This window comes from Gluconobacter sphaericus (genome assembly GCF_016757795.1).
Lineage (GTDB): Bacteria > Pseudomonadota > Alphaproteobacteria > Acetobacterales > Acetobacteraceae > Gluconobacter > Gluconobacter sphaericus.
Genome location: NZ_CP068419.1, coordinates 1,174,957 through 1,198,589, shown reverse-complemented (window position 1 = coordinate 1,198,589; position 23,633 = coordinate 1,174,957). Strand labels below are relative to the sequence as shown.

At 59.1% G+C, this 23,633-nt stretch carries 20 protein-coding genes, 1 tRNA gene, 1 pseudogene and 1 riboswitch; of the genes and pseudogenes, 5 read left to right on the top strand and 17 right to left on the bottom strand.

Annotated elements, in window-relative coordinates:
- Positions 1-5 precede the first annotated feature (5 nt).
- Positions 6-899 (top strand): LysR family transcriptional regulator, encoded by an 894-nt coding sequence (locus tag IGS75_RS05690; RefSeq protein ID WP_141353336.1) that lies wholly within the window; start codon positions 6-8, stop codon positions 897-899.
- A 220-nt stretch (positions 900-1,119) separates the two neighbouring features.
- On the opposite strand, the gene IGS75_RS05685 is transcribed toward IGS75_RS05690, so the two are convergent.
- The 6 genes from IGS75_RS05685 to IGS75_RS05660 all read right to left on the bottom strand — a co-directional run bounded on the left by IGS75_RS05685 (position 1,120) and on the right by IGS75_RS05660 (position 11,090).
- Positions 1,120-2,010, bottom strand: coding sequence for a helix-turn-helix domain-containing protein (locus tag IGS75_RS05685; protein WP_202257887.1), 891 nt, complete (start codon positions 2,008-2,010; stop codon positions 1,120-1,122).
- A 212-nt stretch (positions 2,011-2,222) separates the two neighbouring features.
- Positions 2,223-5,636 (bottom strand): YhaN family protein, encoded by a 3,414-nt coding sequence (locus IGS75_RS05680; RefSeq protein ID WP_202257886.1) that lies wholly within the window; start codon positions 5,634-5,636, stop codon positions 2,223-2,225.
- Positions 5,636-6,874 carry a metallophosphoesterase family protein gene (locus IGS75_RS05675; RefSeq protein ID WP_202257885.1) on the bottom strand — a complete coding sequence of 413 codons (1,239 nt, stop codon included), beginning with the start codon at positions 6,872-6,874 and terminating at the stop codon, positions 5,636-5,638. Before IGS75_RS05675 ends, IGS75_RS05680 begins: the two co-directional genes overlap by 1 nt.
- Positions 6,875-6,914: 40 nt before the next feature.
- The gene (locus tag IGS75_RS05670; protein ID WP_141353328.1) at positions 6,915-7,418 is read right to left on the bottom strand and encodes a DUF892 family protein; all 504 of its coding nucleotides are present in this window, start codon (positions 7,416-7,418) and stop codon (positions 6,915-6,917) included.
- 168 nt (positions 7,419-7,586) lie between these two features.
- Complete coding sequence (locus IGS75_RS05665) at positions 7,587-10,097, bottom strand: TonB-dependent receptor (RefSeq protein ID WP_202257884.1); 2,511 nt, start codon at positions 10,095-10,097, stop codon at positions 7,587-7,589.
- A gap of 225 nt (positions 10,098-10,322) precedes the next feature.
- On the bottom strand, positions 10,323-11,090 hold the full coding sequence (locus tag IGS75_RS05660) for a sulfotransferase family protein (RefSeq protein ID WP_141353324.1): 768 nt from the start codon (positions 11,088-11,090) through the stop codon (positions 10,323-10,325).
- Between the two features lie 159 nt (positions 11,091-11,249).
- Positions 11,250-11,458: riboswitch (cobalamin riboswitch) on the top strand.
- Positions 11,459-11,565: 107 nt separating this feature from the next.
- On the opposite strand from IGS75_RS05660, the gene IGS75_RS05655 reads away from it, so the two are divergent.
- The 4 genes and pseudogenes from IGS75_RS05655 to IGS75_RS05640 form a co-directional block, all read left to right on the top strand.
- Complete coding sequence (locus IGS75_RS05655; RefSeq protein ID WP_237469020.1) at positions 11,566-13,563, top strand: TonB-dependent receptor plug domain-containing protein; 1,998 nt, start codon at positions 11,566-11,568, stop codon at positions 13,561-13,563.
- Positions 13,564-13,591: 28 nt separating this feature from the next.
- Positions 13,592-14,413, top strand: a complete 822-nt coding sequence (locus IGS75_RS05650) for an ABC transporter substrate-binding protein (RefSeq protein ID WP_202257883.1) — start codon at positions 13,592-13,594, stop codon at positions 14,411-14,413.
- On the top strand, positions 14,410-15,396 hold the full coding sequence (locus IGS75_RS05645) for a FecCD family ABC transporter permease (protein WP_202257882.1): 987 nt from the start codon (positions 14,410-14,412) through the stop codon (positions 15,394-15,396). Before IGS75_RS05650 ends, IGS75_RS05645 begins: the two co-directional genes overlap by 4 nt.
- A 73-nt stretch (positions 15,397-15,469) precedes the next feature.
- Positions 15,470-16,177, top strand: a pseudogene (locus IGS75_RS05640) (ABC transporter ATP-binding protein); the annotation flags it as partial.
- Here IGS75_RS05640 and IGS75_RS05635 read toward each other — a convergent pair.
- The 11 genes from IGS75_RS05635 to IGS75_RS05585 all read right to left on the bottom strand — a co-directional run bounded on the left by IGS75_RS05635 (position 16,102) and on the right by IGS75_RS05585 (position 23,559).
- Positions 16,102-17,124, bottom strand: coding sequence for a bile acid:sodium symporter family protein (locus IGS75_RS05635; protein WP_202257880.1), 1,023 nt, complete (start codon positions 17,122-17,124; stop codon positions 16,102-16,104). The pseudogene IGS75_RS05640 and the gene IGS75_RS05635 overlap by 76 nt on opposite strands.
- 669 nt (positions 17,125-17,793) lie before the next feature.
- Positions 17,794-18,150, bottom strand: coding sequence for a hypothetical protein (locus tag IGS75_RS05630; protein ID WP_237469014.1), 357 nt, complete (start codon positions 18,148-18,150; stop codon positions 17,794-17,796).
- 116 nt (positions 18,151-18,266) lie between these two features.
- Positions 18,267-18,728, bottom strand: a complete 462-nt coding sequence (locus IGS75_RS05625) for a hypothetical protein (protein ID WP_202258255.1) — start codon at positions 18,726-18,728, stop codon at positions 18,267-18,269.
- A gap of 134 nt (positions 18,729-18,862) precedes the next feature.
- The gene (locus IGS75_RS15795; protein ID WP_408876493.1) at positions 18,863-19,141 is read right to left on the bottom strand and encodes an energy transducer TonB; all 279 of its coding nucleotides are present in this window, start codon (positions 19,139-19,141) and stop codon (positions 18,863-18,865) included.
- 118 nt (positions 19,142-19,259) lie between these two features.
- Positions 19,260-19,335 (bottom strand) — tRNA-Phe (locus IGS75_RS05615).
- Between the two features lie 60 nt (positions 19,336-19,395).
- Entirely contained in the window at positions 19,396-19,575 is a 180-nt protein-coding gene (locus IGS75_RS05610) for a DNA gyrase inhibitor YacG (protein ID WP_141353314.1), read from the bottom strand.
- Positions 19,572-20,615 carry a ribonuclease E/G gene (locus IGS75_RS05605; protein WP_202257879.1) on the bottom strand — a complete coding sequence of 348 codons (1,044 nt, stop codon included), beginning with the start codon at positions 20,613-20,615 and terminating at the stop codon, positions 19,572-19,574. The genes IGS75_RS05610 and IGS75_RS05605 overlap by 4 nt, the downstream gene beginning before the upstream one ends.
- Positions 20,612-21,268, bottom strand: a complete 657-nt coding sequence (locus tag IGS75_RS05600; RefSeq protein WP_141353310.1) for a Maf family protein — start codon at positions 21,266-21,268, stop codon at positions 20,612-20,614. Before IGS75_RS05600 ends, IGS75_RS05605 begins: the two co-directional genes overlap by 4 nt.
- 13 nt (positions 21,269-21,281) lie before the next feature.
- Positions 21,282-21,500 carry a translation initiation factor IF-1 gene (gene infA, locus IGS75_RS05595; RefSeq protein WP_007282896.1) on the bottom strand — a complete coding sequence of 73 codons (219 nt, stop codon included), beginning with the start codon at positions 21,498-21,500 and terminating at the stop codon, positions 21,282-21,284.
- 195 nt (positions 21,501-21,695) lie between these two features.
- A complete protein-coding gene (locus IGS75_RS05590) occupies positions 21,696-22,991 on the bottom strand; it encodes a DEAD/DEAH box helicase (protein WP_141353308.1) in 1,296 nt (431 codons plus the stop codon).
- A gap of 127 nt (positions 22,992-23,118) precedes the next feature.
- Positions 23,119-23,559 carry a hypothetical protein gene (locus tag IGS75_RS05585; RefSeq protein WP_141353306.1) on the bottom strand — a complete coding sequence of 147 codons (441 nt, stop codon included), beginning with the start codon at positions 23,557-23,559 and terminating at the stop codon, positions 23,119-23,121.
- Between the last annotated feature and the right edge of the window lie 74 nt (positions 23,560-23,633).

The window sequence follows — 23,633 nt, the reverse complement described above, 5'->3', positions numbered from 1 at the left end:
GAACGATGAAACGTCGAGATCTCAATGATTATGCGTATTTCGTAGCAGTCGTCGCGCATGGCGGCTTTTCGGCTGCTTCGCGTGTGCTGCATGAGCCGAAGTCAAAACTCAGCCGCCGCATTACCGATCTGGAAAGCCGGCTCGGTATACGTCTGATCGAGCGGTCCAGTAGACGCTTCCGCGTCACGGACCTCGGTCGGATATTTTATGAGCGCTGCCGTACTATGCTGGATGAGGCAGAAGCTGCAGAGGCAATCATCAGCGCGGCCCAGGCTGAGCCAGCGGGCGTCGTTCGGTTCAGTTGTCCGACTGGCATGGTTGCTGTGATCGGTCACTTGATGACAGGCTTTCTGGATCGCTACCCCAAGGTGCGGTTGCAACTTTTGGCGGTAGATCGGGCAGTGGATCTGATAGAGGAGCGCATCGACCTCGCATTACGGGTTCGCCTGGCTCTCACCTCGGATGCAGCTTTGACAATGCGTACTCTCGGGCGCTCCACACGTGTTTTAGTCGCACATCCGCGTGTAGCTGCAAGCATCAGAAACCTGCAGGATCTGAAGAGTGCATCGCTCTTAACAACAAGCGACGAGGCAACAGACTGCATCTGGCCTTTAATAAATCACCACGGCGAGACTCACGAAATACGCCGAATGCCTCGGTTTGGTTCGCAGGATATGGGCATAGTGCGGGATGCGGCGATTGCAGGGCTGGGTGTTGCGTGGCTTCCGGATCATTTCGTTCGGGAGCCACTGGAGAAGGGTCTGGTAGTGCAGGTCCTTCCGGAATGGAGAGGAGCAGAAGGAATCGTCCATCTCGTATTTACAACGCGGCGTGGGCTGCCATCAGCGGTACGTGCGTTCATCGATTACCTCGCCGCTGGATTTCCGAAGCGCCTATAAGTGCTGCGCTCTGGCGGCAGAGACGCCCGTTTCTAGATAATGGTGTGAATCGTGACGGTTTCGACTACCTAGGTGACTGCTACCCTGAGGGTTCGAAAACCCTTCGCAAGCACTTTCAGTGTACGACCATACCAAGGGCTTGTGTGTCTGAATTAACTGGGCAAGAGGGTTTTTCGAATCCTCCAAGTCGTTCTGCTGGACCTGGTCGTAGGCCAGTCTACTACCCGCCTCGTCCGTGCCATCCTGACGATCCAGTCTGTTCCAAACGCCCCAGCCGCAAGGCGGAACGCTGCCGGATTTCCCGCGGGGACGCCCCGAATTTCTGCCGGAAACGCCGGGAGAAATGCGCGGCATTGCGGAAACCATGGTTCAGCGCGATCTGCGCGATCGACAGTGTATCATGTGCTGGGTTCGTCAGATCCGCATGGATCCGCTCAAGCCGCCTGTTAAGGATCCAGCCCGCGACCGCCCCGTCCTTGCCATCGAAAAGCTGATAGAGCGCACGGGTGGAAATCCCCGACGCCTCCGCAATACTCTGCGGCGTCAGATCATGCTCGTGTAAACGTGTCTCTATATAGTGTCGGATATGCTTCTGCCGATGCCGGCGCCGCCCGGCGACACTGACTTCCAGTTGCAGGCAGTCCAGAATTGTCGTGATGAGTAGATCCGTAACATGCTGCATGAGGCGCTGGCGTGTCTGCGAAATCGTGCCTTCCAGCATACCAGCCTCAAGCATGGACCCCGCGGACAACAGGAATGCCCCCGGCCCTTTCTCCATATTGAAAGACAGGGGCGGCAGCGCCGCAAGCATCGGAAGATACCGCAGCAACGCACTGCGCGTAACGCTCAGCAGAAAGACATCTGCCGTCGGTTCGATCCGCGGCGGCGTGGCCAGTGTCGAGAACTGGTGCTGATCCAGATAAAGCTTGCCCGTGGAATGCCGTGACAGCACAAGAACCGCCCGTTCCTGCTCCAGAACCTCCGCGATACCCTCAGACAGAGCCGTGCTGAGACGAGCGACGATCGGGTCCATTCCACGGGGAGGTGCCGCAAGGGTTGCGAGCGGTATGATGCGCTGTGCATTCAGGCTACCGCGTGGGCTTTCAGTCACGACTGCGCTCCGTGAAGGAAAGTGGGAATGCCTCTAAACACCATTTTTAATAGTAAGACCAGTCAAAACACCCATGTCAGGATGGCTATATTGAAGATCAGCTCAAAGGAAAATAGATAGTCTGTATTTCATAATATTTCGTCACTCAGTGCCATTGAAAAAGAAGGAAAGAATTAAAATATCATAAAATAAATATTTTTTCATTAATATAATTATAGTTCTATAAAAGAACAAATTTCTTTCGATTGATTTAAAATATATCTATGATGGGTAAAAAACAGAACCTGCGTTTTTTCCGAAATCTCAGCCAAAATTTTCAGACCCGCATCCGTGCGCTCTTCATCAAACGTCACGAACAGGTCATCCGCAAGGAAAGGCAGACGGATTCCCCGCTCCAAAGCCTGTTCGACGGATGCCAGTCGCAGCGCCAGATAAAGCTGGTCGCGCGTGCCCTCGCTCATGGCGTAAACTGGGACAAGCGCCGTATTTCCTGGTCGGCATCCTGCCAGAACCAGCCCGTCCGAGCCGTCTTCTTCCGTCGCAAGCCCGACATAACGCCCAAGTGTCAGTCGGGAAAACAGCGCCCCCGCACGCGTCAGCAACGGCCCGTGCGCTTGCTGGCGCCCCTGTTCCACCAGTCGTGACAGCATCAATTGCTGGAGCCTGAGTGAGACATAGCGGCTGGCCCGCTCGGCAATCTCCGCTTCTGTCTCTTGGATTTCCTCGGCCGTCTCATGAACGCCTCGCGCATTTTCCAGCCCCGCCAGAACTGCGCGCGCATTGAACAGCCGCTCATCCACTTCCGATCTGCGGGCGTTTAGTGCCGTTGTTTCTGCCTCGATGGCTTCGAATTCCTGCTCGAGTTGTGCCGGGTCCGTTTCACGGGCTTCTTCCAGAAGAATATCGAGTGGACGACCATTGCCTGCCTGAAGGATCTGATCCCGCAACCCCTCACGCGTCTCACAAAGCCCGGCGCGCTCGCAGGCCCGTGACAAAGCGCGGCGCAAATCATCGTTCGGCCCCAGACCCAGCGTTGACCGCACAGGCGCCAGCTCCGCCATCAGCGATGCAATTTTCAGATCCTTCTGCGCAATCTCGGCCTCAAGGGCCGCATGTGCCTGCACAGCCACTAGCCGCTTTTGCTCGAGACCCAGCTTCTGCGTCAGGAAGGTCTCAAGCTCCGCCGCAGAGCCCTGCCCGTGACGCTGAAGGAACACCCGCAGTTCATCGTGGAAAGCCGCAATATCGCAGGCCTCGGCCACCTGCTCCTTCTGCTCGCTGTCCATCCGGCTCTGGATCGTTCGCGCCTCACGCACATCCAGCAGATCCGTGCGGTCCGGCCGGCCCGGGTAATGACACGCCTGACAGGCCAGCGCCCAGTCTTCGTCCCACTGCGCCAGACTGCGCTCCAGTGCGGCCAGCGCAGCCCGGTCTTTCGCCACGGCCTCCAGTAAGCGACGCTGCTCCGCGATGCGGGTCTCGTTCTGGCGGGCTTCGGCTTCGTCACGCTCCAGAACGGACGCGGCCTGCCGGATCTGAGTCGCCAGCTGGTCGGACGGAGATGCGGGCACGAAAACCTGCAGCCGGCGACACATATCCGCCCGCGTTTCTGTCGCGGCCTGCAACTGCGAGCGTGTGACCTGCAACCGCTCTTCAGCTTCAAGAGCCTCCTGACGCCGCGTAATCCAGACCTGAAGCGGGGCAGGCGGCAAGACCGGCGCACCCAAGGTTTCCAGCAGAGCCGACCATGCGGTATCCCGTCGATCCAACTCTGCCTCTGCATGAGCCGTCCGACGCCGGGCCTCTGCGGTCTTCAGCACCAGATCCTCGACCTGCCGTGAAAGCGCCGCAAGCTGGGCGGACTGCTCGGCATGGTCATGGCGCCGGTCCGCCAGACCATCCGCATTCTGGATCAGAATCTCAAATGCCTCCCGCATCGCCGAAGGCGGAATGTCTCCGGACTGGCAATGACGGTCCATCTCCTGCCACAGCCGGTCGCGTTCTTGTCGCGCTGCGGAAAGCTGCTCGCGTGACACCGCCTGTCCGCTTTCCTCAAGCCGCCGACGCTGCTGCTCCAGACGCGCGTGTTCCGTCTCCGCCGCCTGCACGTCGTCGCACGCGGTCCGCCGCTGCTCGTCTAGCGCTGTCCGGATACGCACTTCCTCTTCGAGGATCGCCATGTCCGGCAACGCAAGCGCCGTTAGTTCGGCCTTCGGATTTTCACCTGTCGTACGCCACGGCAACAACGCTCCATAAGCCGCTGCCGTGACATTTTCCTGCCGTCCAACCTCATCCGAAAGGCTGTCGATCAGCTCATCCAGCTTACCAAGGCTACGCGCCTCATCCAGTTCCAGCCGAAACAGGCGCAAACGCTCCCCATCGGTTTTTTCATCCGTATCTGGAACGGATCTCGGACGAAGCGCACCCAGCGCCTGTTCCATCTCCCGAAGCCGCGCGCCCAGGTCCTGCGCCTGCGTGTGCAGCAGCGCGCGCGCCTGAAGTCGCTGGTCCAGATCGTCCAGTTCCGACAATTCTGGCAGCGCGCCCGCCTCACAGCCATGCCGCGCCCTGAACTGCTCAAGCCAGATCCCATCCCGCGTCAGCCGTGCCTGACGGTCTCCCGCCGCCACTTCAAGACGCGCGACAAGCACAGCCCGCCCCAGCAGCGCCCGGATGGCGTCCTGCTCCGCAAGAACAGGATGCGGTTCCCCATAGTCCCGCACCTGCCCGGATAATGTCTCAAGTTTCTGGCGCGTGATCGAAAGCGTCTCTTCGTCCCGATGCAGGGTTTCAAGGGTTTTCTCGATCCGCGCGCAATCCTGAGCCGTCAGATCCCAGTGCGGAAAAGTAGCGATCTCCGCTTCGGTCTCCATCAGTTTCTGAATAGGAACAGATGTCGCTTTCAGCCGGGAGTTGGTCCTGCGACGCACCCCGAGCGCCTGAGCTTCCTTTTCACAGGCTGTCCGTTCTGATTCAGAAACTGATACTGCCTTGTTCGCAATCGAAAGTTGCCGCGCTGTCGTCGTGTCCTGACGCAGGGTCTGCTGCAAATCTTTCAGTTTCTGCTTTGCCTGCTGCAAGGCCGAGCGTGCCCGCCCGGATTTCCATTCCGAATTCACTTCTTCCTGAAGCGTCGTCGCCAGTTTCCCGATGCCCTCAAGACCCAGACCAGCCGCCAGAATCTGAAGCCCTGCATCATCCTTCAGACGACGCATCTCCTCGCCGCCTTCGCGTAGCCGCGCATGATCCAGCGCCCAGGCCGCCTCGAACCCTTTTGCGTCCAGCCCACCAAGCCAGCTCCGCAATGTCAGATCATCGAGAGCAGTCTTGTCATCGGTCGCAAAAAGCGTCTGATTCCGCCCCCGACGCCGCAGGCCCTCAAAAACCGTTCCGTCCTGCTCCAGACACGTCCCGACCCGCAGCAGCGACGCGGCCGTCATCCAGTCACCGCCCGCGACATGATGCGGAAACCCAAACAGGAAATCCCGGATCGCACAAAGCGTCGTCGATTTTCCGGCTTCGTTGGGCCCGTAAATGACATGCAGATCCCGCGCACCTTTTGGAAAGGTCAGCGTCGCATCCTGAAACCCACCATAGCGCAGAAGATCGAGACGTTCGAAACGCATTATTCCGTCTCCCCCACAAGTCGCGCCCGCAAGGCCGCCCGGGCCTGCTCAAGAGGAAACTGCCCCTCCGCCATCAGACTGTCGCGTTCAACGCAGGAAGGCAGAACTGAGAAAAATCCTTCAAACGCCTTGGGCAGGGACGCCAGAAACTCGTCGTCCTGCCTCAGCCCTTCAAGTGCCAGATCCAGCTCTCGCGTCTCCGCCACGCCCGTCCGGTGCGCAGGCGCGGAAGTCTCGTTACGGATTTTCTCCAGCGCAATCTGGGCTGTGCCCTGCGCCATCGACACTGCTATGCCCCGCAGATCCTCTTTCCATGCCTGCGACGCACATAACCGGTCATGCAGAACGCTCCGTCCCGTCAACACGATCCGCGCAATGACCGTCCGCCCCCCGGCCTCGGACAGTGCGCCTTCCATCGCCTGACGCGCCGTGCCCAGAACCGCATCCATAGTCTGGATATCGCTGACATCGAGCTCCAGCCGGGCCCAGCGCACAACATCACATTCCACGAATTCAACAGACCGGACGATCCCGTCCTCAACCGTAACCAGTTCACAGCCACAGGCTCCGGTCTCGCGCGCATGGCGCCCCTGAAGCACGCCGGGAAACACAATCCACGGATGCTCGCAGACAATCTCGCGCGCATGAACATGCCCCAGCGCCCAGTAATCATACCCCTTGGCCGAGAGGGTCTCGACAGAGCAGGGCGCATAGGTTTCGTGCTCCCCATATCCTGAGAGCGACGTATGCAGCACACCGATATTAAAACACCCCGCCACTGGCGCGGGATAGGCACGCGTCATGTCCTGCGTGACATGCCGGTCCCGGAAACTCTGCCCATGGAGTGCCACGCCCAGTTCGGGCCAGTGCAGCGTCTGGGGTGCATCATAGGAGAAATGATCGATCCCGTCCGGAAGCGGCAGTTCGCGCGCAATGACCGACTGGGCATCATGATTGCCCGAAAGCGTCACGACCCGGATGCCAGCCTGAACCAGCCGGCTCAGTGCCCGGACCATGTAAAGCCCGGTCCCCACATCCTGCCAGGATCCGTCATACAGATCCCCCGCCAGCACGAGGAAATCGACCTTTTCCGTCAGCGCTGTCTCGACAAGCCGGTCCAGCGCGCGCCGCGTGGAGCCCCGGATTTCCGCCTCGGGAAGCCCCTCGTAACGGCTCAGTCCCCGCAGGGGGCTGTCGAGGTGGATGTCAGCAGCGTGAAGAAAGCGGAATGAGGACATACCCGAAGTTTACGCCCTCACGGATGTCTTGCAAGCTGCCTCAGCCTGCCGCCAGATACTGCGCCACGATTTCTGGCGTCAGTCCTTCGAGCGCCCCGGCCGCCGCTATTTCCTCATCCTTCAGGCAGTCCAGAGCCGCTGCGTCCTGCGCAAAACCAAGCTGCTGTGCCAGCACAATTAGAACCTGAAGTGATGCGATCTGATGCGCGCGATATCCGCTCGCCGCCAGCACGTTCTTCAGAACGTCATGCTCCTCACCCCCATGCAGAAGCCCCGAGACGGTGCTGAGAATGGACGAGACGGTTTCATGGGGAACTGGGGCAGGGTGTCCGTGTCGGGACAGAAGGATCGTGACCTCCCGCGCATGGCTCCGGCCCATCGCCAGATCCTGCTCCATCCGCCGACATAGCCCCGGATACCGCTCACATACAGGCAACTCGGAAAGCGCGGTCTCGATGGCCTTGGATTCAATGGACAGATGATCCCTAAGAGCCCTCAGATAGATATCCAGAGCTGACCTGTCCGTCGTTTTCGTTCTGCCCACCGTGGATCCTTATGTGTCTCTGGTGTGTCGCGAGTGTGGGTTTAAATGGCCCTATTGTCCAATAGAGCGCAAGAGTGCAGCGCTTTGTTTTGGAATACCTTCACGGTCATGAAAAACCCCATGCCGGAGACCGGCATGGGGCATTCAGGGTTAACAAGATTTGAAGGATCAGAAACCAGCGCTGATGGAACCGGTTGCAGCGAACGGTGCCGCGATCATGTAAGTCGGAGCTGTTCCTTTGACGGTGGTTCCGAAGATGCCGCGCTGTGTTTGTGCGTTGGTCTGAACGCCGGTCGGAAAACCGAGGTAATGGTTGTTGGTGATGTTGGTCAGGTTGAATTTGATGTTCGGTGCTTGCAGGAAGCCCAGGTTTTTGAAGCGATAGCCGACCGAGATATTCATTTTAACGTAACCCGGAATGTGCTGGTCGTCCATGAATGTCGAATACTGTTTGGCAACGTACTTCAGGCTGTAAGCGCCAAAGATATTACCGTCGTCATAGTCGAGGTTGAAGCCAACCTGGTATTTGGGGGTCTCAGGAGCAAATTTTCCAGCGGTATGCAGGTAGTCGCTTGATGCACCGCTACCAGCACGCAGGTTACTGGTGGTCCGGGCGTCAACGTACTCGAAGGATGCATAGGGCCGTAGGTGATAGAAAATCGGACGTGTTCCGATTTCGGCATCCACACCGTTCGTGCTCTGACCACCGGCATTGATGTTGGTCGTGGCGTAGTTGGTGCACGATGAGTTCAGACATTCGGTCTGAGAGAACAGACGGTTTGTGAAGTTGTAGTGGAAGTACGTGATTGAGGCCATGACCGTTGGGCCTGTGTAACGCCAGCCGGCTTCTTCCGAAATGGAAATTTCCGGCTGTTGGTTTGCATTGGCCTGCGTGCTGTATCCGCCGTTTTTATAATATGTACCCGCGTCATAGAGCGAGTAGTTCATCGGGATACGGAAGTTTGTCGCACCAGACACGAAGATCTGCATTTCCGGATTGATCTGATAGCGGATCGATGCTGTCGGCAGCGGTTGGTAGAATGTTTTGTTGATGTAAGGACCTGTTGACGTATTGGGCAGCATATTGTGACCGTCACGTGTGACGATTGCATATTTCAACCCTGCGTCGATGGTCAGCTTGTTGTTCAGCAGCGACAGGCTGTCACCAATAAACATGACGTGGGTGCGGGTCTGCGTCAGACTGGCGCGGTACTGATAGGTCGTGCCGTCATTGAAGATGAAGTTCGAACCACTGCCCCAGATGTTCCAAGGTGTACCGTTGGATGCGATGCCCGTTGCAGGCGCTGTCTGGATTTGCTTGGCGTATTCGAACCAGTATCCGACCATCAGGCGGTTAACGCCGGTTGTCAGTGTCAGCTTCGTGACGGCACCCGGGCGATAGGTCGTGGTGAGCGAGGGTTCATACATCAGTGTGCTGCTGGAGGGCTTTTTGCCGTTCAGTGTGCCAGTCATGTTCGTGGCACCCCAGCTTGTTGGTGTCGTGTAAGCACCGCCGCCGCTGCCGTCACCGTACCAGAAATAAGGCGTTTCCGTGAGAACAAGGTGATCTGTCAACTTAAAGGTTGAGGGAGCACTGGCATAGATATTGGTGAACGGGTTCTGGTGAAGTTTATAGTAATTACTATTATTTTCTTTATATGTACCGTTATAAACGGTATTATTTATTGTAGCATTGCTTGTGTTTTTAAAAGTGGTTCCATTCGGGCGAGTACAGGTGGAACCAGCATAACACGATGCAACGTAACCCGTTTTTTCGCCAAAACCATACGCATTCCACGATGGAAGATTTACGCTTGGCGACAGGTAGTTATAGAGTCGGTTTCCGACGATCGCGAGCGACACGCGGTTGCCATCACCCCAGTCATTCACGAACTTCGCTTCAGCATGCAGCTTGCGGTTCGTGGCCATGGAATGGATGGCGTCTTCTGTCGCGTAGGAGCCAGAAAAATAGGCGCGCAGATTGGTCTGGCCGATCTTGCCGGTATCCAGACGCAGGAAGCCGCGCGTGTAGTCGTATGAGCCGTAGGAGACGTCGAATGCGCCGCCCTTTTTCATCTTAGGGTCGATCATGTACATGTCGACCACACCGCCGGTGGCGCTCAGATGCGGGCTGTCGAGGTCTGCGGAGCCCTGTGCAAGGCTGATCTTACGCAGGTTTTCGGAATCTACAATTTCCTGAGAATATACCGCGAAGTTTCCAATATCATTGAGCGGGAAACCTTCAAGCGTGAAACCCATCTGCGACTGGTCGAGGCCACGGGCGCTCATGTGACTTCCCGTCAGACCCGCCGGATCGGAGGATGTAACGTTCGCACCTGGAAGCAGCGCGATAAGTTGCATCGGGTCCTGACCGGGGGCCTGTTTTTCGATGTAGTCGCGGGAGATGGCAGAAACGGATTTCGCCGCATCCTGTTTTTGCATCAGACCACCACCAACATCGCGGCGTGTTACGCCATCGAAATAGGAATGGTGACCGCTGACAGAGATATGTTCGTCTGTTGGAGCCGTGTTGCCCATCATGGACGGTGCGGCGGCGGCAGCGACTTTGGTATGGCTCTTCTTGGCAGAAGGAGCCGTGTTGTTTGCGGGCGCGGCAAAGGCCGACACCGTACCGAACGCAAACAGGGCCGAAGTCGAAAGCAGGCGAACAAGGCGCATCGTATTTTCGGTCTTTCTCGGTCAGGGGAACTTTCAGCCGAGAAAAAGCATGAGTGATGGCCTTATTTCAATCGGATGTGGGCTGACATGATATGACATACACAGGGCATGGTAATTTAGCCACATTCCACTATCGCAATGGCAAAAAAATGACAGGAAACCTGCCATTGATTGTGACATTTGGAAGACATGTCCCGTTTTTCTGGGAAAGATCGTTTTAAAGTATTATCCAGCTGGGCGCAGCGCTTCGTCTGCGCTGTAGAGCTGTCGAATCCTTTTTGCTTGCGCGGCCGTGGGAACGACATCGTGGGTGTTGCCGTTCAAATGGGGAATGGTTTTGCCTTTCAGGACAGGTACCAAATCGGGCAGGGACGCAATCCGATCCATCGAAAACAGCTGATCGACGCTCAGCTGGCCATTACGGTCGCAAACATACAAAGCCTGCGGACGAAAAACATGGTCCATCTCGTAAACGCTCGGACAGGATTCCACATGTTCGAGAGCATGGTCCAGCGTGTGGAACGAGCGGTAGAGTGCGTTGACTGAAGGATGGATTTTCACCCGTGACGTGCCGCCACGACGGGCAAAGGCCCATGCGGAAACGAAACGCTTTACGGGATCACGCCAGATCGCGAAGCTCGGAAGGGTCCGGCACAGATCGGGGGCGACATGCTGATAATAGCGCCAGGTCTCATGCATCATGATCCCTCCATACAGCAGGTCACAGATCGACGTGCCGCCATTCTTAGGAACATGGATGAATAGCGCCCCGGCTTCGCGGATGCGTTCGATCCGCTGAAGGCGTTTGCGGCCCAGCGGCAGCCGCAGTCTCAGATCCGCGGCGCGTGCATGTACGTCGTTATACTGCCGGACCCGGAAAGTGCTGCACAACAGACGTTGGGGAAGACCGGGCCCTTCTCCTTTCATGCCATCGCATCCTGCCGGAAGGTCGCGTTCGTGGTGAACCGTCTGGGCAGCAGAGGGGGTCGTCATGATCGCGTCCTGATCCTGTATCCGATGGAGGGAACACTGACGTCCAGGGACATTCGAGGCAAAGACCGGATTGCAACGGAATGAAAGCGATGTTGCAGAGTTGTGCGGTATCAAATCAGCGATGAATGGATGTTTGTGTTTGACTTGTGCTGCCCGGGGCGCTTCATGACATCTGACGGTGCCCGGTCTGCCGGGTGAAAAGGGAACGCAGTGCAAAACTGCGGCTGCCCCCGCAACTGTAAGCACTGACTGTCGCTCCGTAACGAGTGGACAGTACGGCTTCAGGAGAGAACCCACTGGCCCGGTGCCGGGAAGGGGCCTGAGACCAAAGCGCGAGCCAGGAGACCTGCCGTCAGCATAAGTTGTCCGAAGGACGGTCCGGGCGGGGTGCATCGGAACGCTGGATCAGACCCTGTCACTGCGGGGCTGCCTCCTTCTTGAGGGCGACGCAGAACGACGAGACATTACTATCGCCATGCCCCGTATTTCCTGCCTTCTTTTCGCGACGAGCATGCTTGCCGCCGTTCCCGCGCTGGCGTCCGTCCCGGCCCAGGAGCCAACACCGCCGCAGAAGCCCAAGACACCCCCGACCGTTCCCCGGACGACAGCCACCAGAGCCCCGCAGACCACTCCTGACACCGTAACCGCCACCATCCCTGAGACCGTCACCGTAACGGCCAACCGAATGCCGCAGGACATCAGCAAAGTCGGTTCGCAGGTTACGGTTGTGACCCAGCGTGACATTGAACTGCTCCAGAGGCGCGACCTCGCAGACCTTCTGTCGCGTGAACCGGGCCTGAACATGGTGCGTACGGGCGGTCCTGGCGGTACGGGGTCGATCTTCATGCGCGGCACCAACGCCAATGAAGTGAAGGTGCGGCTGGACGGCATGGACATTAACGATCCGTCCACGCCGGCTGGGGCATTTGATACAGCGCAGTTTCTTACCGATGGGCTGGCCCGCGTGGAAATCCTGCGTGGCCCGCAGAGCGGCCTATACGGTGCGGATGCGATGGGCGGCGTCATCGACATGACGACCAAACAGGGGCAGGGACCGTTGCACGGCTTCGTCCGTCTCGAAGGCGGCAGCTATTCAACGAAGAACCAGACGGCCGGGTTCTCGGGATCGCTGCACCGTTTCCACTACATGGTCGAAGTCTCGCACAATCATGTCGGCGACTATCAGGCTGTACCAAAAGCCATTCGTGCGCAGGTTCACGACCATGATGTTGCGTCCAACCGTAACGACAACCGCACAGCCAATGTGCGGCTCGGCTACGACGTGACGGACAATTTCGATCTCGGCTTCACGGCCCATCTCACGCAGGCGGATTACGAATACGTCGCTGACGATTACAGTTCCTATCCGACGTTACCGTCAGCCCAGCAGAATGAAAGCGATCTTAAACAAGCAATTCTGCGCGGAACGGCCCATCTGAAATCCTTTAAGGGTGTGTTCGAGCAGACGCTCGGCGTCGGGTACGTAACCTATCGCCGCCATGACATCACGGCTGGAGAATCAGACATCGCGTCCAACCGTGGCGATCGTCTGAAGGTGGACTGGCAGGGCCTGACCCATCTTGGTCATAACGGTTCATTCCTCGTGGGATATGACTATATCCGCGAACGGATCATGACCCCGGTCGCAGCTCAGACCACGACGAATGCCGCCTGGGGTCAGCTTGAAGGTCATTGGCACGATATTCTCTTCGGTTCAGCCAATATCCGTTACGACAACAATTCCCGTTACGGTAATTACGTGACCTGGCGTGTCGCCCCGGCGGTGAAGATTCCTGGTACCGGTCTGACGCTAAAAGCCAGCGGTGGTTCAGGCTTCCATGGTCCGTCGCTGAACCAGCTTTTCGTCAGCTATCCCGCCTATTACTCCCTTGCCAATCCGAACCTGCGAGCCGAGCGTCTTCTGGGCTTCGACGCTGGGTTCGAGGAGCGTCTTCTGGGCGGTAAGCTGACGTTTGGTGCTGACTATTATGGCAACCATGTCCGCAATCTCATCAACTATGCACTGTCGGGCTACAACTACACCTATATCAACGTCGCCCGTGCGCAGACGCATGGTGTGGAAGCCTTTATTGATTACCGTATCATCAAGAGCGTGGATCTGCGCGGCACCTATACCTGGACGGACGCCACGGATCGCAGCACGGGTGCGGCCCTCGTGCGTCGTCCCCGCCACAAGGCCACGGCCAGTGTGATCTGGACGCCGACCAAGCGCCTGAGCATTACGCCAAGCCTGCTGTATGTTAGTGGCTGGCATGACCTCGACCGGTATACGTCCATGAGCACGATCGGGCATGATTATGTGACGGTGAACATTGCCGCGGAATACAAGCTGGCCAATTTTGTCACCCTGTTCGCGCGTGGCGACAATCTGGGGAACCGGTATTATGAAAACCCGGTCGGTTATCTTCAGCCGGGTCGTTCCTTTTACGGCGGTGTGACGTTTGGCCTCTAAGGCGCTTTTTCACGTCTTTGCAGTCCCGATGGCAAGTTTCCTGCTGTGGGGCTGTTTTTCCGGATCGGCCTGTGCCGGTCCGGTGCGGACCCGTATCGTCTCGCTCAATCTGTGTACGGACGAATTGCTGCTTGAACTGGCGGACCCGTCCCATATCCTTGGTCTCAGCCCGTTGGCCACGGACTGCGCGGAATCCGTTCGCTGTGAGGCTGCCAGGGCTTATCCTGTCCAGCGGCCTGATGGCGAGAACCTTGTTGTCACCCATCCGGATGTTGTTCTGGACGGGACATGGCACCGTCCGACCGTTCCGCTCGTGACCGATGTGCTACATGTCCCCTTCGTGCAGCTTCCCTCCATTGCATCTCTAGCGGATATTCCCACCCAGATCCGCACAATCGCCCACGCCATCGGCGAAGATGCACGCGGCGAGGACATGGTCCGTGCGTTTGGTATGCGTCTGGAAAGCCTCCATCCTGTTCATCCGGAGCAGATCCTGACGGCTACGGTCATCGGCGCGAACCTTGCCGGAGAAGAGGGCGGCTTGATTACCGATTTGCTGAAACGCGCGGGCTTCCGCCTGTCTGCGTCCGAGCGACCAGATGGCACCATCGCGCTGGAAACGCTGATTGCCCATCCGCCGGATCTTTTGGTGACGGGCATGATTTCGGAAGGCGTCTCTTTAGCGGAAGATGCCGTTCATCATCCCGCCCTGCGGGACCGCTTCACGGGCATGCATCTGTTAGCCCTTCCCGGCCGGCTGACCATGTGCGGCACGCCTGATACTCTCGATGCGCTGACCGCCCTGATCGCCGCGCATGACCGTCTGACCGGCGCGGAGTCTACACCATGAGCCGCTATGCCCTGACCGTCACCATTCTCGCCACGCTGGTTCTGGCTCTTGCCCTCCTGTCACTGACCGCAGGTCCGGCGGGGATCGACGTCACTCAGGGCCTGTCCGACATGCTGCATGGCCGCGCGACGATCGCCGTGACCATCATCGGCCAGATCCGCCTGCCTCGTATGACCCTTGCTTTGCTGATCGGTGCAACGCTGGGTCTGTCGGGGGCGGCGCTTCAGGGACTGGTCCGTAATCCACTCGCCGATCCGGGCGTGCTGGGTATTTCGGGCTGTGGTGCTCTTGGGGCGGTATTAGTCTTCTATACTGGCGTCTCGGCAGTCTGGGTGCCTGCGCTCCCGTTGGCGGCGTTGTTCGGCGCTGGGCTCGCGACACTCCTGCTTCTGGTACTCACGCGCGGCGGGACGCTCGTTCTGGTACTGGCCGGTGCGGCGCTGGGCTCCATGAGCGCGGCCCTTCTGGCTTTGACGCTCAATCTCGTGCCAAGCCCCTATGCGTCTTATGAAATCATGCACTGGCTCATGGGCTCCCTGTCGCGTGCCAGCCAGCAGGATGTTCTGATTGCGATGCCTGGTCTGCTGATCGGCTCCGCGCTGCTTTTCAGCACGGGGCGGTCGCTGGATGCCCTGACCCTTGGTGAAGACGTTGCCCAGACGATGGGCTTCTCCCTGCGGGTCGTGCAGTGGCGCGTCGTGATCGGAACAGCGCTTGCGGTCGGCAGCGGGGTTGCCGTTGCGGGCGGGATCGGGTTTGTCGGGCTCGTCATGCCGCATCTCCTGCGCCCGCTCGCCGGAGCGCGCCCGTCACGTCTGCTGTTGCCCTCTGCCCTTGGTGGCGCGGCGCTCCTGCTGGCGGCTGACCTGTTTGTACGCCTGCCCGTCAGCGGGGCCGAACTGCAACTCGGTGTCGTCACGTCGCTGATTGGAACACCGGTCTTTTTCTGGCAGGTCTGGCGCCTGCGCGGCCGGCCGGTATGAGGAGTGCGTCATGATCCTCCAGACAGACACGATCAGCCTGACCCTTCAGGGCAACAGACTTCTCAACGATATTGCACTCGAGGTGCGTCCCGGCGAAGTCCTCGGCCTGATCGGTCCTAACGGTGCGGGCAAGAGTACGCTCCTGCGCGTTATGGCCGGACTGCTTCGCCCCGATACGGGCTGTGTTTTTCTGGATGGACGGGACCTGTTCACCATGCCGCCCGAAGAGCGCGGTCGCCATCTGGCCTATCTCCCGCAGGAAGCCCCGGCCTCAATCGGAATGAGCGTGCGCGACGTCGTGGCCCTCGGTCGTCTGCCCCATCGCCGTACGGCTTCAGCGCAACAGGACGCCGCCGCCGTGCGACAGGCGCTCGACGCGGTCGGGATGAGTGCCTTCGCTGACCGTTCTTCCGCCCGTCTGTCAGGCGGCGAACGCGCCCGCATTCTGCTCGCGCGTGCGCTTGCCGTTCAGGCTCCTGTGATGCTGGCGGACGAACCCGTCGCGGCCCTTGATCCCGCGCAGGCCCTGACAGTTATGAACCTTTTTGGCCAGTACGCCGCACAGGGCCAGGCCGTCGCTGTGGTTCTGCACGATCTGGCGCTCGCCGCCCGCTTCTGCACTCGCATCGCGGTCCTTTCGGAGGGGCGTCTTGTCGGTATCGGGACGCCCGCCGAAGTGCTGACGGATGCGTTGTTTGCCGAAGTCTATGGTGTGGCAGTGCGACGCTGCGGTGAGGTCGCCGTGCCCTGGTCGCTGGTTGCGAGCATGCGACGACCATAACGCCGGGCCAGCAGCGTACAGGTGAAGAGCTGGATCTGGTGGTAGATCATCAGGGGCAGCACGATGATGCCGACCGACGCCGCCGGAAAAATGACGCTCGCCATAGGCACGCCTGACGCCAGTGATTTTTTCGAGCCACAGAACTGGAGCGCGATCTTGTTTTCCGTCGTCTGTTCCAGACCGTCGCCCATCAGATGGGACAGCACAAGAACCAGCGCTAGCATGAGACTGTCGAGTAGCGCGACTTGCAGTAGATGCGCGCCCGAAACCCGGTGCCAGATCCCTTCGACCACGGCCGAACTGAACGCCGTATAGACCACCACGATGATAGACCCACGATCGGTGAATGAGATCAGGATTTTGTGCCTGCGTACGATCGGCCCGACCCATTTTTGTAGGATCTGCCCCAGCGCAAACGGCAACAGCAACTCCTTGCTTACGTCGAGAATGGACTCCAGCGGCGAATGTCCCGCGCCCACATGCCCGAGCACTAGTCCCGTCAGTAGCGGTGTGAGCGCGATACCTGCGATGTTGGAAACCGTTGCCGCGCAGATCGCCGCCGGAACATTGCCCTTCGCGATGGAGGTCAACGCGATGGAAGACTGCACGGTGGATGGCAGGCAGCACAGGAACAGAATGCCCGACCACAGATCCTCACCGAACAGGGCATCCGGAAAGACTGCCCGAAACAGCAGATGCAGCCCGATCCCCAGCAACGGAAACAGCGCGAACGTGCAGAGCAGCACGCTCCCCTGAAGTTTCCAATCCTTCACGCTGTCCACGATGGCATGACGTTCGAGCTTTGCGCCCTGAAAGAAGAACATGAACGTGATGAGGATCGTCACAACATGCTGGAGGATATGCTCCATCTGCCCACGGCAGGGCAGAAAAGAGGCCAGTGCAATGGCGGCGATAAGAGACAGGAGAAAGGGGTCGAGACGCTTCATGCCGCACTATGTCCGTATCCGGGCCGGACATGCAACGTCCTGTCCCCAGGCTCATGCCCTCTCTCTTAAAATAAAGCGTCCCATGTATCCTGTCCGCCATGGACCATAAGGACCTTTCCGTCTCGGGCCGCTGCCACGCCCTGACATCCCTTCTTGCCCCCGGAACCATCGGCAGCAGCCTACGTCTGACGGAAAGTGTCAGGGCGGTGTAAAGGTTGTCCTCCCCGCAGGCACCGCCATCGAACTTCTCCTGACCGCCACCATCGGTGAGAGCAACAACCCGCAGCCGAGCGGCGAACAGGGACGCGTGGGACGTTTCGTGATCGTGTTTCCCACCTAGAGGGAAAATCTCTGTTTATCGGTTTTCGATGCTTTCCAGCTCTGGCTCAAGCGCGGTTTCTCACGGCCGTTCTTCACAGAGCGCTTCTCCACGCCACTGATTTCCAACAGCCGCCACTCTTTTCTGCGTATGACACAGAACGCCTGCGCACTGGGAATCTTTTTCAATCCGCTGACGGCGCTGGGCCATCGTGACGACATCCTGCAAGGAAATGTTTCGTCACGATGGCCCGCATTAGGGGCTCAGCTCACGACCGTAACGGTCTCAGTCGCTCGTGATCCTGTTCTTCAGATTGTGAAGGCAGGTCGCAACCTGTTTCTGCCATTAGTTCAGACGGTCGTGCCATTCGGTCGAATGCTGCTCCACAAGGACGCGCTTGGCCTCTGCTGCTGCGCCAGGAGGCTCCTGCGGATCATCGCATCCTCAGCCGACAGGCTCGATCCCACGAGCGCACTCATGGACGCCCCGAGAAGTACGCCCAGCAGCGTTCCGTTCAGAACCTGCTCGCCTGAAGATCCGTTGGTCCAGTTGTCATGGATGATGATGTTTCCGTTCGTGCCGCGCTCAACGACAGCTTCATTGATGACAACCAGTTTCTGGTCCTCAGCGCATTCCCGAAGTTCGGAAAACGCTTGGAACGCCTTGCTCTGCTCGGTGAAGGAGAGAACAATAATGTTGGTATCCATGATCTGTCATTCTCCGACCCTCCGTAAAAATTCGGAAGAAACGGGCGAGCTGGGTGAGTGTCCGACCTGTAACCGCATCCTTATTTGAAATAAATATGCGCTAGGATGGCACCATATTACTTGTTCAACGTAAAGGTCAGACCCTGTGCACCTGCTGCCAGACGTGCGCCTTGCGTTGCGGTCTCGATCTTGATTCGCACGCCATTGCTGTTGGAAAGGATCGCACCACCCAGACCTTTGTCGAGCGTTGCCTCACCGGCAAGTGCGCCATAGCTGCCGTCGAAATCATGCAGATGCTTGAGGTTATAGACGGGACCCTCGGCCTTCAGGGTGGAGTAACCAACGGCTGCAATGTTCCCGCCGCTGACCTTGAAGTGATAGGTGTGATGGCCATAGGTCAGGGTGCCGTCGCCCCAGGTGTAACCGATGCCGACATCTGCCGAATGAGCAGAGAGTGTGATGTGTCCCACCGGGGTTCCGAGCGTATCTTCAGCGCGGACGGCGGGGGCTGCGACAAGACCTGCTCCGAAAAGGACGGCTGCAAGGGCGACGCCACGGCGGCTGATATTGAAAGACATCATGAAACCTTCTGTCTGTTTTCGTAGTCACTGCGTGCGGGTCAGAACCCGTGTTGTTCTGACGCTCGAGAAAACAACGCCCCCGACCACGGTTCGGATGCATACGAAGGGAAAATTCATGTTCCGGCTATCAGTCAGCGGTCCGGTGGGATGAGGAAATTGAAGTGCATCCTGTAGTGTGGGCTGACGGGATGATCTCTTCTTATTGCAGAGAAATAGGGTGCCTGAGCCACATAGTCGCGTGCGGCCTGATTCAGCTCCCCGTAATGCCCTTCCCGGACCAGGCAGTCGCGAGAGCGGCCTTGTGTATCGAGCGTACAGGCCACCGTGGTGTGATCTTTGATATGCTGGTCGATTATGCTCTGAAGATAACGGGGATTTCGGGATAGGGCGCGGTTGAGTTGGGCGGCGATGGCCTGCCCGGCTTCATCATGGAAGATCTGGCTGTCAGAACATCAGAGGGAATCGTGCCTTTATGGAGACAACCATTCGCGTGAAGTGCTGATCAGAAAATAATTTTTATGGAGAAAATGGTGCCCAAGGGCGGAATCGAACCACCGACACTGCGATTTTCAGTCGCATGCTCTACCAACTGAGCTACTTGGGCACCGAAGCCACAGGGCGGACCCTGCTGCGGAATGGGGTTTAGCGGATGATTGAGGTGGGATCAACCCTCTCCGTCGTGATATTCGTTCTGCTCTTCGTCATTATCCTGACGGAAGGACGGAACCCGGTATGATCCATTGAACCAACGGCCCAGATCTACGTCTGCACAGTGTCGGGAGCAGAACGGGCGGAACCGGGGATCCGTGGGGCGATGGCAGATCGGACAGGTGGACTCGCTCATGACAGGCTCCAGCTTGCGGGTGGGGCATTGGGATCAAGGACAAGGTCCAGCGGCCGGGCGCGGCGGGACGTGAAATTAGCAAGCGCCTCGGGGTCACTTTCCAGTGCTTTGATAAGGCCGATCGAAGCTGTCAGCGTCTGGCCTGGGCGCTCTTCGAGCAGGATCGTCCGCAGGATGGACAGAGCCAGACCTTGTGGGGAAGACAGAAGTTCATGCAAAGGAGGGCGACGGCGAGGGCGCGTCAGTTCCAGCAGGCCCGACGATGTTGCGCCGAGAACGTCTGGCTTGAGCGGATCGTCGGACAGGGCTTCGCGCAGGAATGCGACTAGCGCGGGGCGTTTGCGCGTCTTTACACCTGCCGGATCTACCAGAATCGTGCCTGAGAGGTTCCGCAGGCGGATCTGCCGCGCCAGTTCGGGAAAGGCCGCTACATTCCCCTTGAAGTCAGGAGTGCCAGTGCTGTCGAGGTCGACAGCGACAAGGGCGGGGGTCGGAAAAAAACTGGCGGTCAGCAGGCCCAGATCGGCATCGGAACTGCCAAGACTGTCGAAATCGGCCTCAAGCGTACCATCGAATGCCTGCTGGCAACGCTGGAGGCGCGGACGCAGCCGGACAGGGAGTTTTGCGGCAATGCCCGGATCATCCACGAAAATCGGAGCCTCCGGATAGCGGTCCGCAAGTTCGTCGAGCGGGGTCGGGCCGCGTTCCAGGAGTTTTGGAGCGGAGGGGGCTTCGGTGGGCATGTCCGCCCGACGCAGGCGCAGACCCTTGTTGTTCTGGGCTGCGCGACTGACGCGCGCTGCGGTCAGAGCCCCTTCGATCAGGGTTTCACGTGTGGAGAGAAAGCCGCTCTGGCCGTATTCGAGCAGGACGAACGCGCCCCCCAGAGCGGAAGCGGCTTTCTGGACGCGGACAACATGCCAGTCTTCCAGACCATCCGGGCTGCCGGGGCGCCAGATCGCGGCATCCAGGAGCGTGTCATGATCTGTGACGGCAATCCGCACTTCACCTGGAGAACAGGCTGCGCGGATTTCGGTCATGCGATCCAGCCACCTGAGGGCTTGCCAACCGGCTGTCCACGTAGGAGTTGCGCGGTTTCAAACAGAGGTAGCCCCACAACGGCGGAGTAGCTGCCACCGATCTGGCGGATATGAGCAGCGGCGGCGCCCTGAATGGCATAACCGCCTGCCTTGCCCTTCCAGTCCCCCTGCGCGATCAGAGCGTCGATCTGAGCATCCGTCAGGCGATGGAAAATGACGGAGGTTTCCACCAACCGCTCGCAGGAATTGCCCTGCGGCCAGCTCGCGCTCGGGCGCAGGACAACAGCGGTCAGAACCTTGTGCCGACGGCCCGATAGCAGCTTCAGGCACGCGCGGGCTGTCTTTTCGTCTTCGACTTTCGGCAGGATGCGCCGACCGACCGACACCACGGTATCCGCGCCGAGGACCAATGCGGCGTCCGTGCGCTGCGCGGCCACATGCTCCGCCTTTTGGCGGGCGAGGCGCTGCGCGAGCGGGCGCGGCAATTCGCCGGGGCGCGGTTCTTCGTCGATATCGGCGCTGACGATGGCGTCAGGCACGATGCCGATTTGTTCCAGCAGGCTCAGGCGGCGCGGGGAGGCAGAGGCCAGAACGAGCTTCGGACGGTCCAAAAGGCCGGATGACCCTTCTGCGGAAGACGGGGATGCGGTCATGCGGCGGACTGTCTTACTTGAAGCGGAACGTGATCCGTCCCTTGGACAGGTCGTAGGGCGTCATTTCGACATTGACACGGTCACCGGCCAGAACGCGGATGCGGTTCTTGCGCATCTTACCGCTCGTATGGGCGAGGATGGTGTGCTCGTTGTCGAGCGTGACGCGGAACATGGCGTTAGGGAGCAGTTCCATGACGGTGCCGGTAAACTCGATAAGGTCTTCTTTTGACATGTGAATCCTTGCTTCAGGGACAGGGTAATGATCTGCGCGCGGCAGTGGCTCCGGTGCAGAGCCAGAAAATCCAGCCCGCTATGTGCGGACTGTCAGCCCAAAGGTCAAGCATGACCGGTCCCTGTCCGAGGATTCTTGTGGTTTTTTGGCACTCTGGCGTCGTGTCGCCCTCTCAGACAGCACGACAGGGTCCGTTCAGGACGTCTTGGCAGCGGCAGCCCGTGCGGCCATTTTTTCCTCTTCGGTCCACACGCGGCGCTCACGAACCTTCTGCGGCTTGACCTGTTTGACCGGACCACCACCGAGCACGGGCGGGCGCATGGTCGAGTTCCGGGCCTTTTCACAGTGCCATTCATGGTTGTCATGAACGTCCAGAGTCCGGCCAATCTCACGCTCCACGGCATGGAGCCAGGCGCGCTGTTCGGCATCGCAGAGCGTGATGGCAAACCCGCTGCGGCCCGCACGACCTGTGCGACCGATCCTGTGCACATAGCTTTCTGGCAGGCTCGGCAGATCATGGTTGATGACATGCGTGACCGTATCGACGTCAATGCCACGTGCGGCGATATCGGTCGCCACCAGAACCTGCACAGTGCCTTCACGGAATGCGTTCAGCGCTCGCTCGCGCTGACCCTGCGACCGGTTGCCGTGCAGCGCTTCCGCCGTGATTCCTGACTCCGTCAGGAAGGTGCAGACCTCGTTGGCGATATTCTTTTGCAATGTGAAGACGACGGCCTGACCGATACCCGGCGCCTGAAGCTGGGACAGGAGGGCCGCTTTCTTGTTGGACGCATCGAGGAACATGACAGACTGCGCGATCCGGTCCACCGTGGTCGAAGGCGGTGCGATTTCGACCTTTGCCGGGTCGCGCAGGAGGCTCTCGACGAGGGCCGTGATAGATTTCGGCATCGTTGCGGAGAACAGTACTGTGTGCCGGTGTTCGGGGAGCGTTGCGACAATGCGCTCGATCGGCTTTGCAAAGCCCATGTCCAGCATCTGGTCGGCTTCATCCAGCACCAGCGCCTCAAGCTGTGACAGATCGCACAGGCCCTGCTCGATCAGGTCCAGCAGGCGTCCCGGTGCGGCGACGATGATGTCCACGCCCTCTTCAAGCGCCTTTACCTGATGCACCTGACTGACGCCGCCGAAAATCGTGGTGACGCGCACCGGCTGGTGACGGCTGAAGCTCTCGAACCCGTCCGCAATTTGGGAAACCAGTTCACGCGTGGGTGCCAGAACCAGAACGCGCGCGCCGTTCCTGGGCGCGGGACGGGGCGTTGCGGCGAGCCGGTGCAGCAGGGGAAGTGCGAAGGAGGCCGTCTTGCCAGTGCCGGTCTGGGCCAGCCCGAGCAGATCGCGGCCTTCAAGAAGCAGCGGGATGGACTGGGCCTGAATGGGTGTGGGTTTGACGTAACCCGCTTCATCCAGCGCGCGGAGAAGCGTGGGCGCCAGGGCGAGATCGGCAAAAGCCTGGGCAGAAGTCGTGGACATGATGAAGCGGCGCCTCCGGCGCTGAGTAAAGCTGCGCCTGATGGGGCTTCGCAGATTCAGAAAACGGGCTTGTACGAATGATGCTTCCCGCCGTCAACGCGGCCGAAAAGCATGCAGACTCAGCGCGTCAGGACAGTTTGGAAATATCGCGCATGGCGACGACCAGAGACATGTGTGATGCCAGAAGCCGCTGCGGTAATGTGGGCAGATAGATCCGGATGGCCTCAAGCCGCTTTGATTCCGGAAGAGCTGCAAAAGGGGGACGTGACCCCGGCCCGTCACATCCCGCATCATAACTTTTGGCGATTGCAACAAGGAGGGGCGAGGGGACCGCGGCGAGAAGGGCTCTTTGCGCGGGATTCAGGAGCCGGTCTCGTAGCGGGCCGGAAAGGGTGCGTTCTTCTGCTACTTTCGGAGGCTCGTAAGGCTTGAGCTGGCTCAGCGGAAATTCGACTTCTACGCCATTGGCCTGTTCCACATAGCCGGTAGAGCCGTCGATATCGACCAGCCTGCCGTCATGCGTGCCTTTTAGGTCCGAAACATGATCACCGATCGACAATAGGGCCATGATTGATTTCTCCTTCTCGGCCCTGAGCCTAGAGCACTTCTGGGTCGTGGGTGGAAATGTTGTGATTCCCGTGC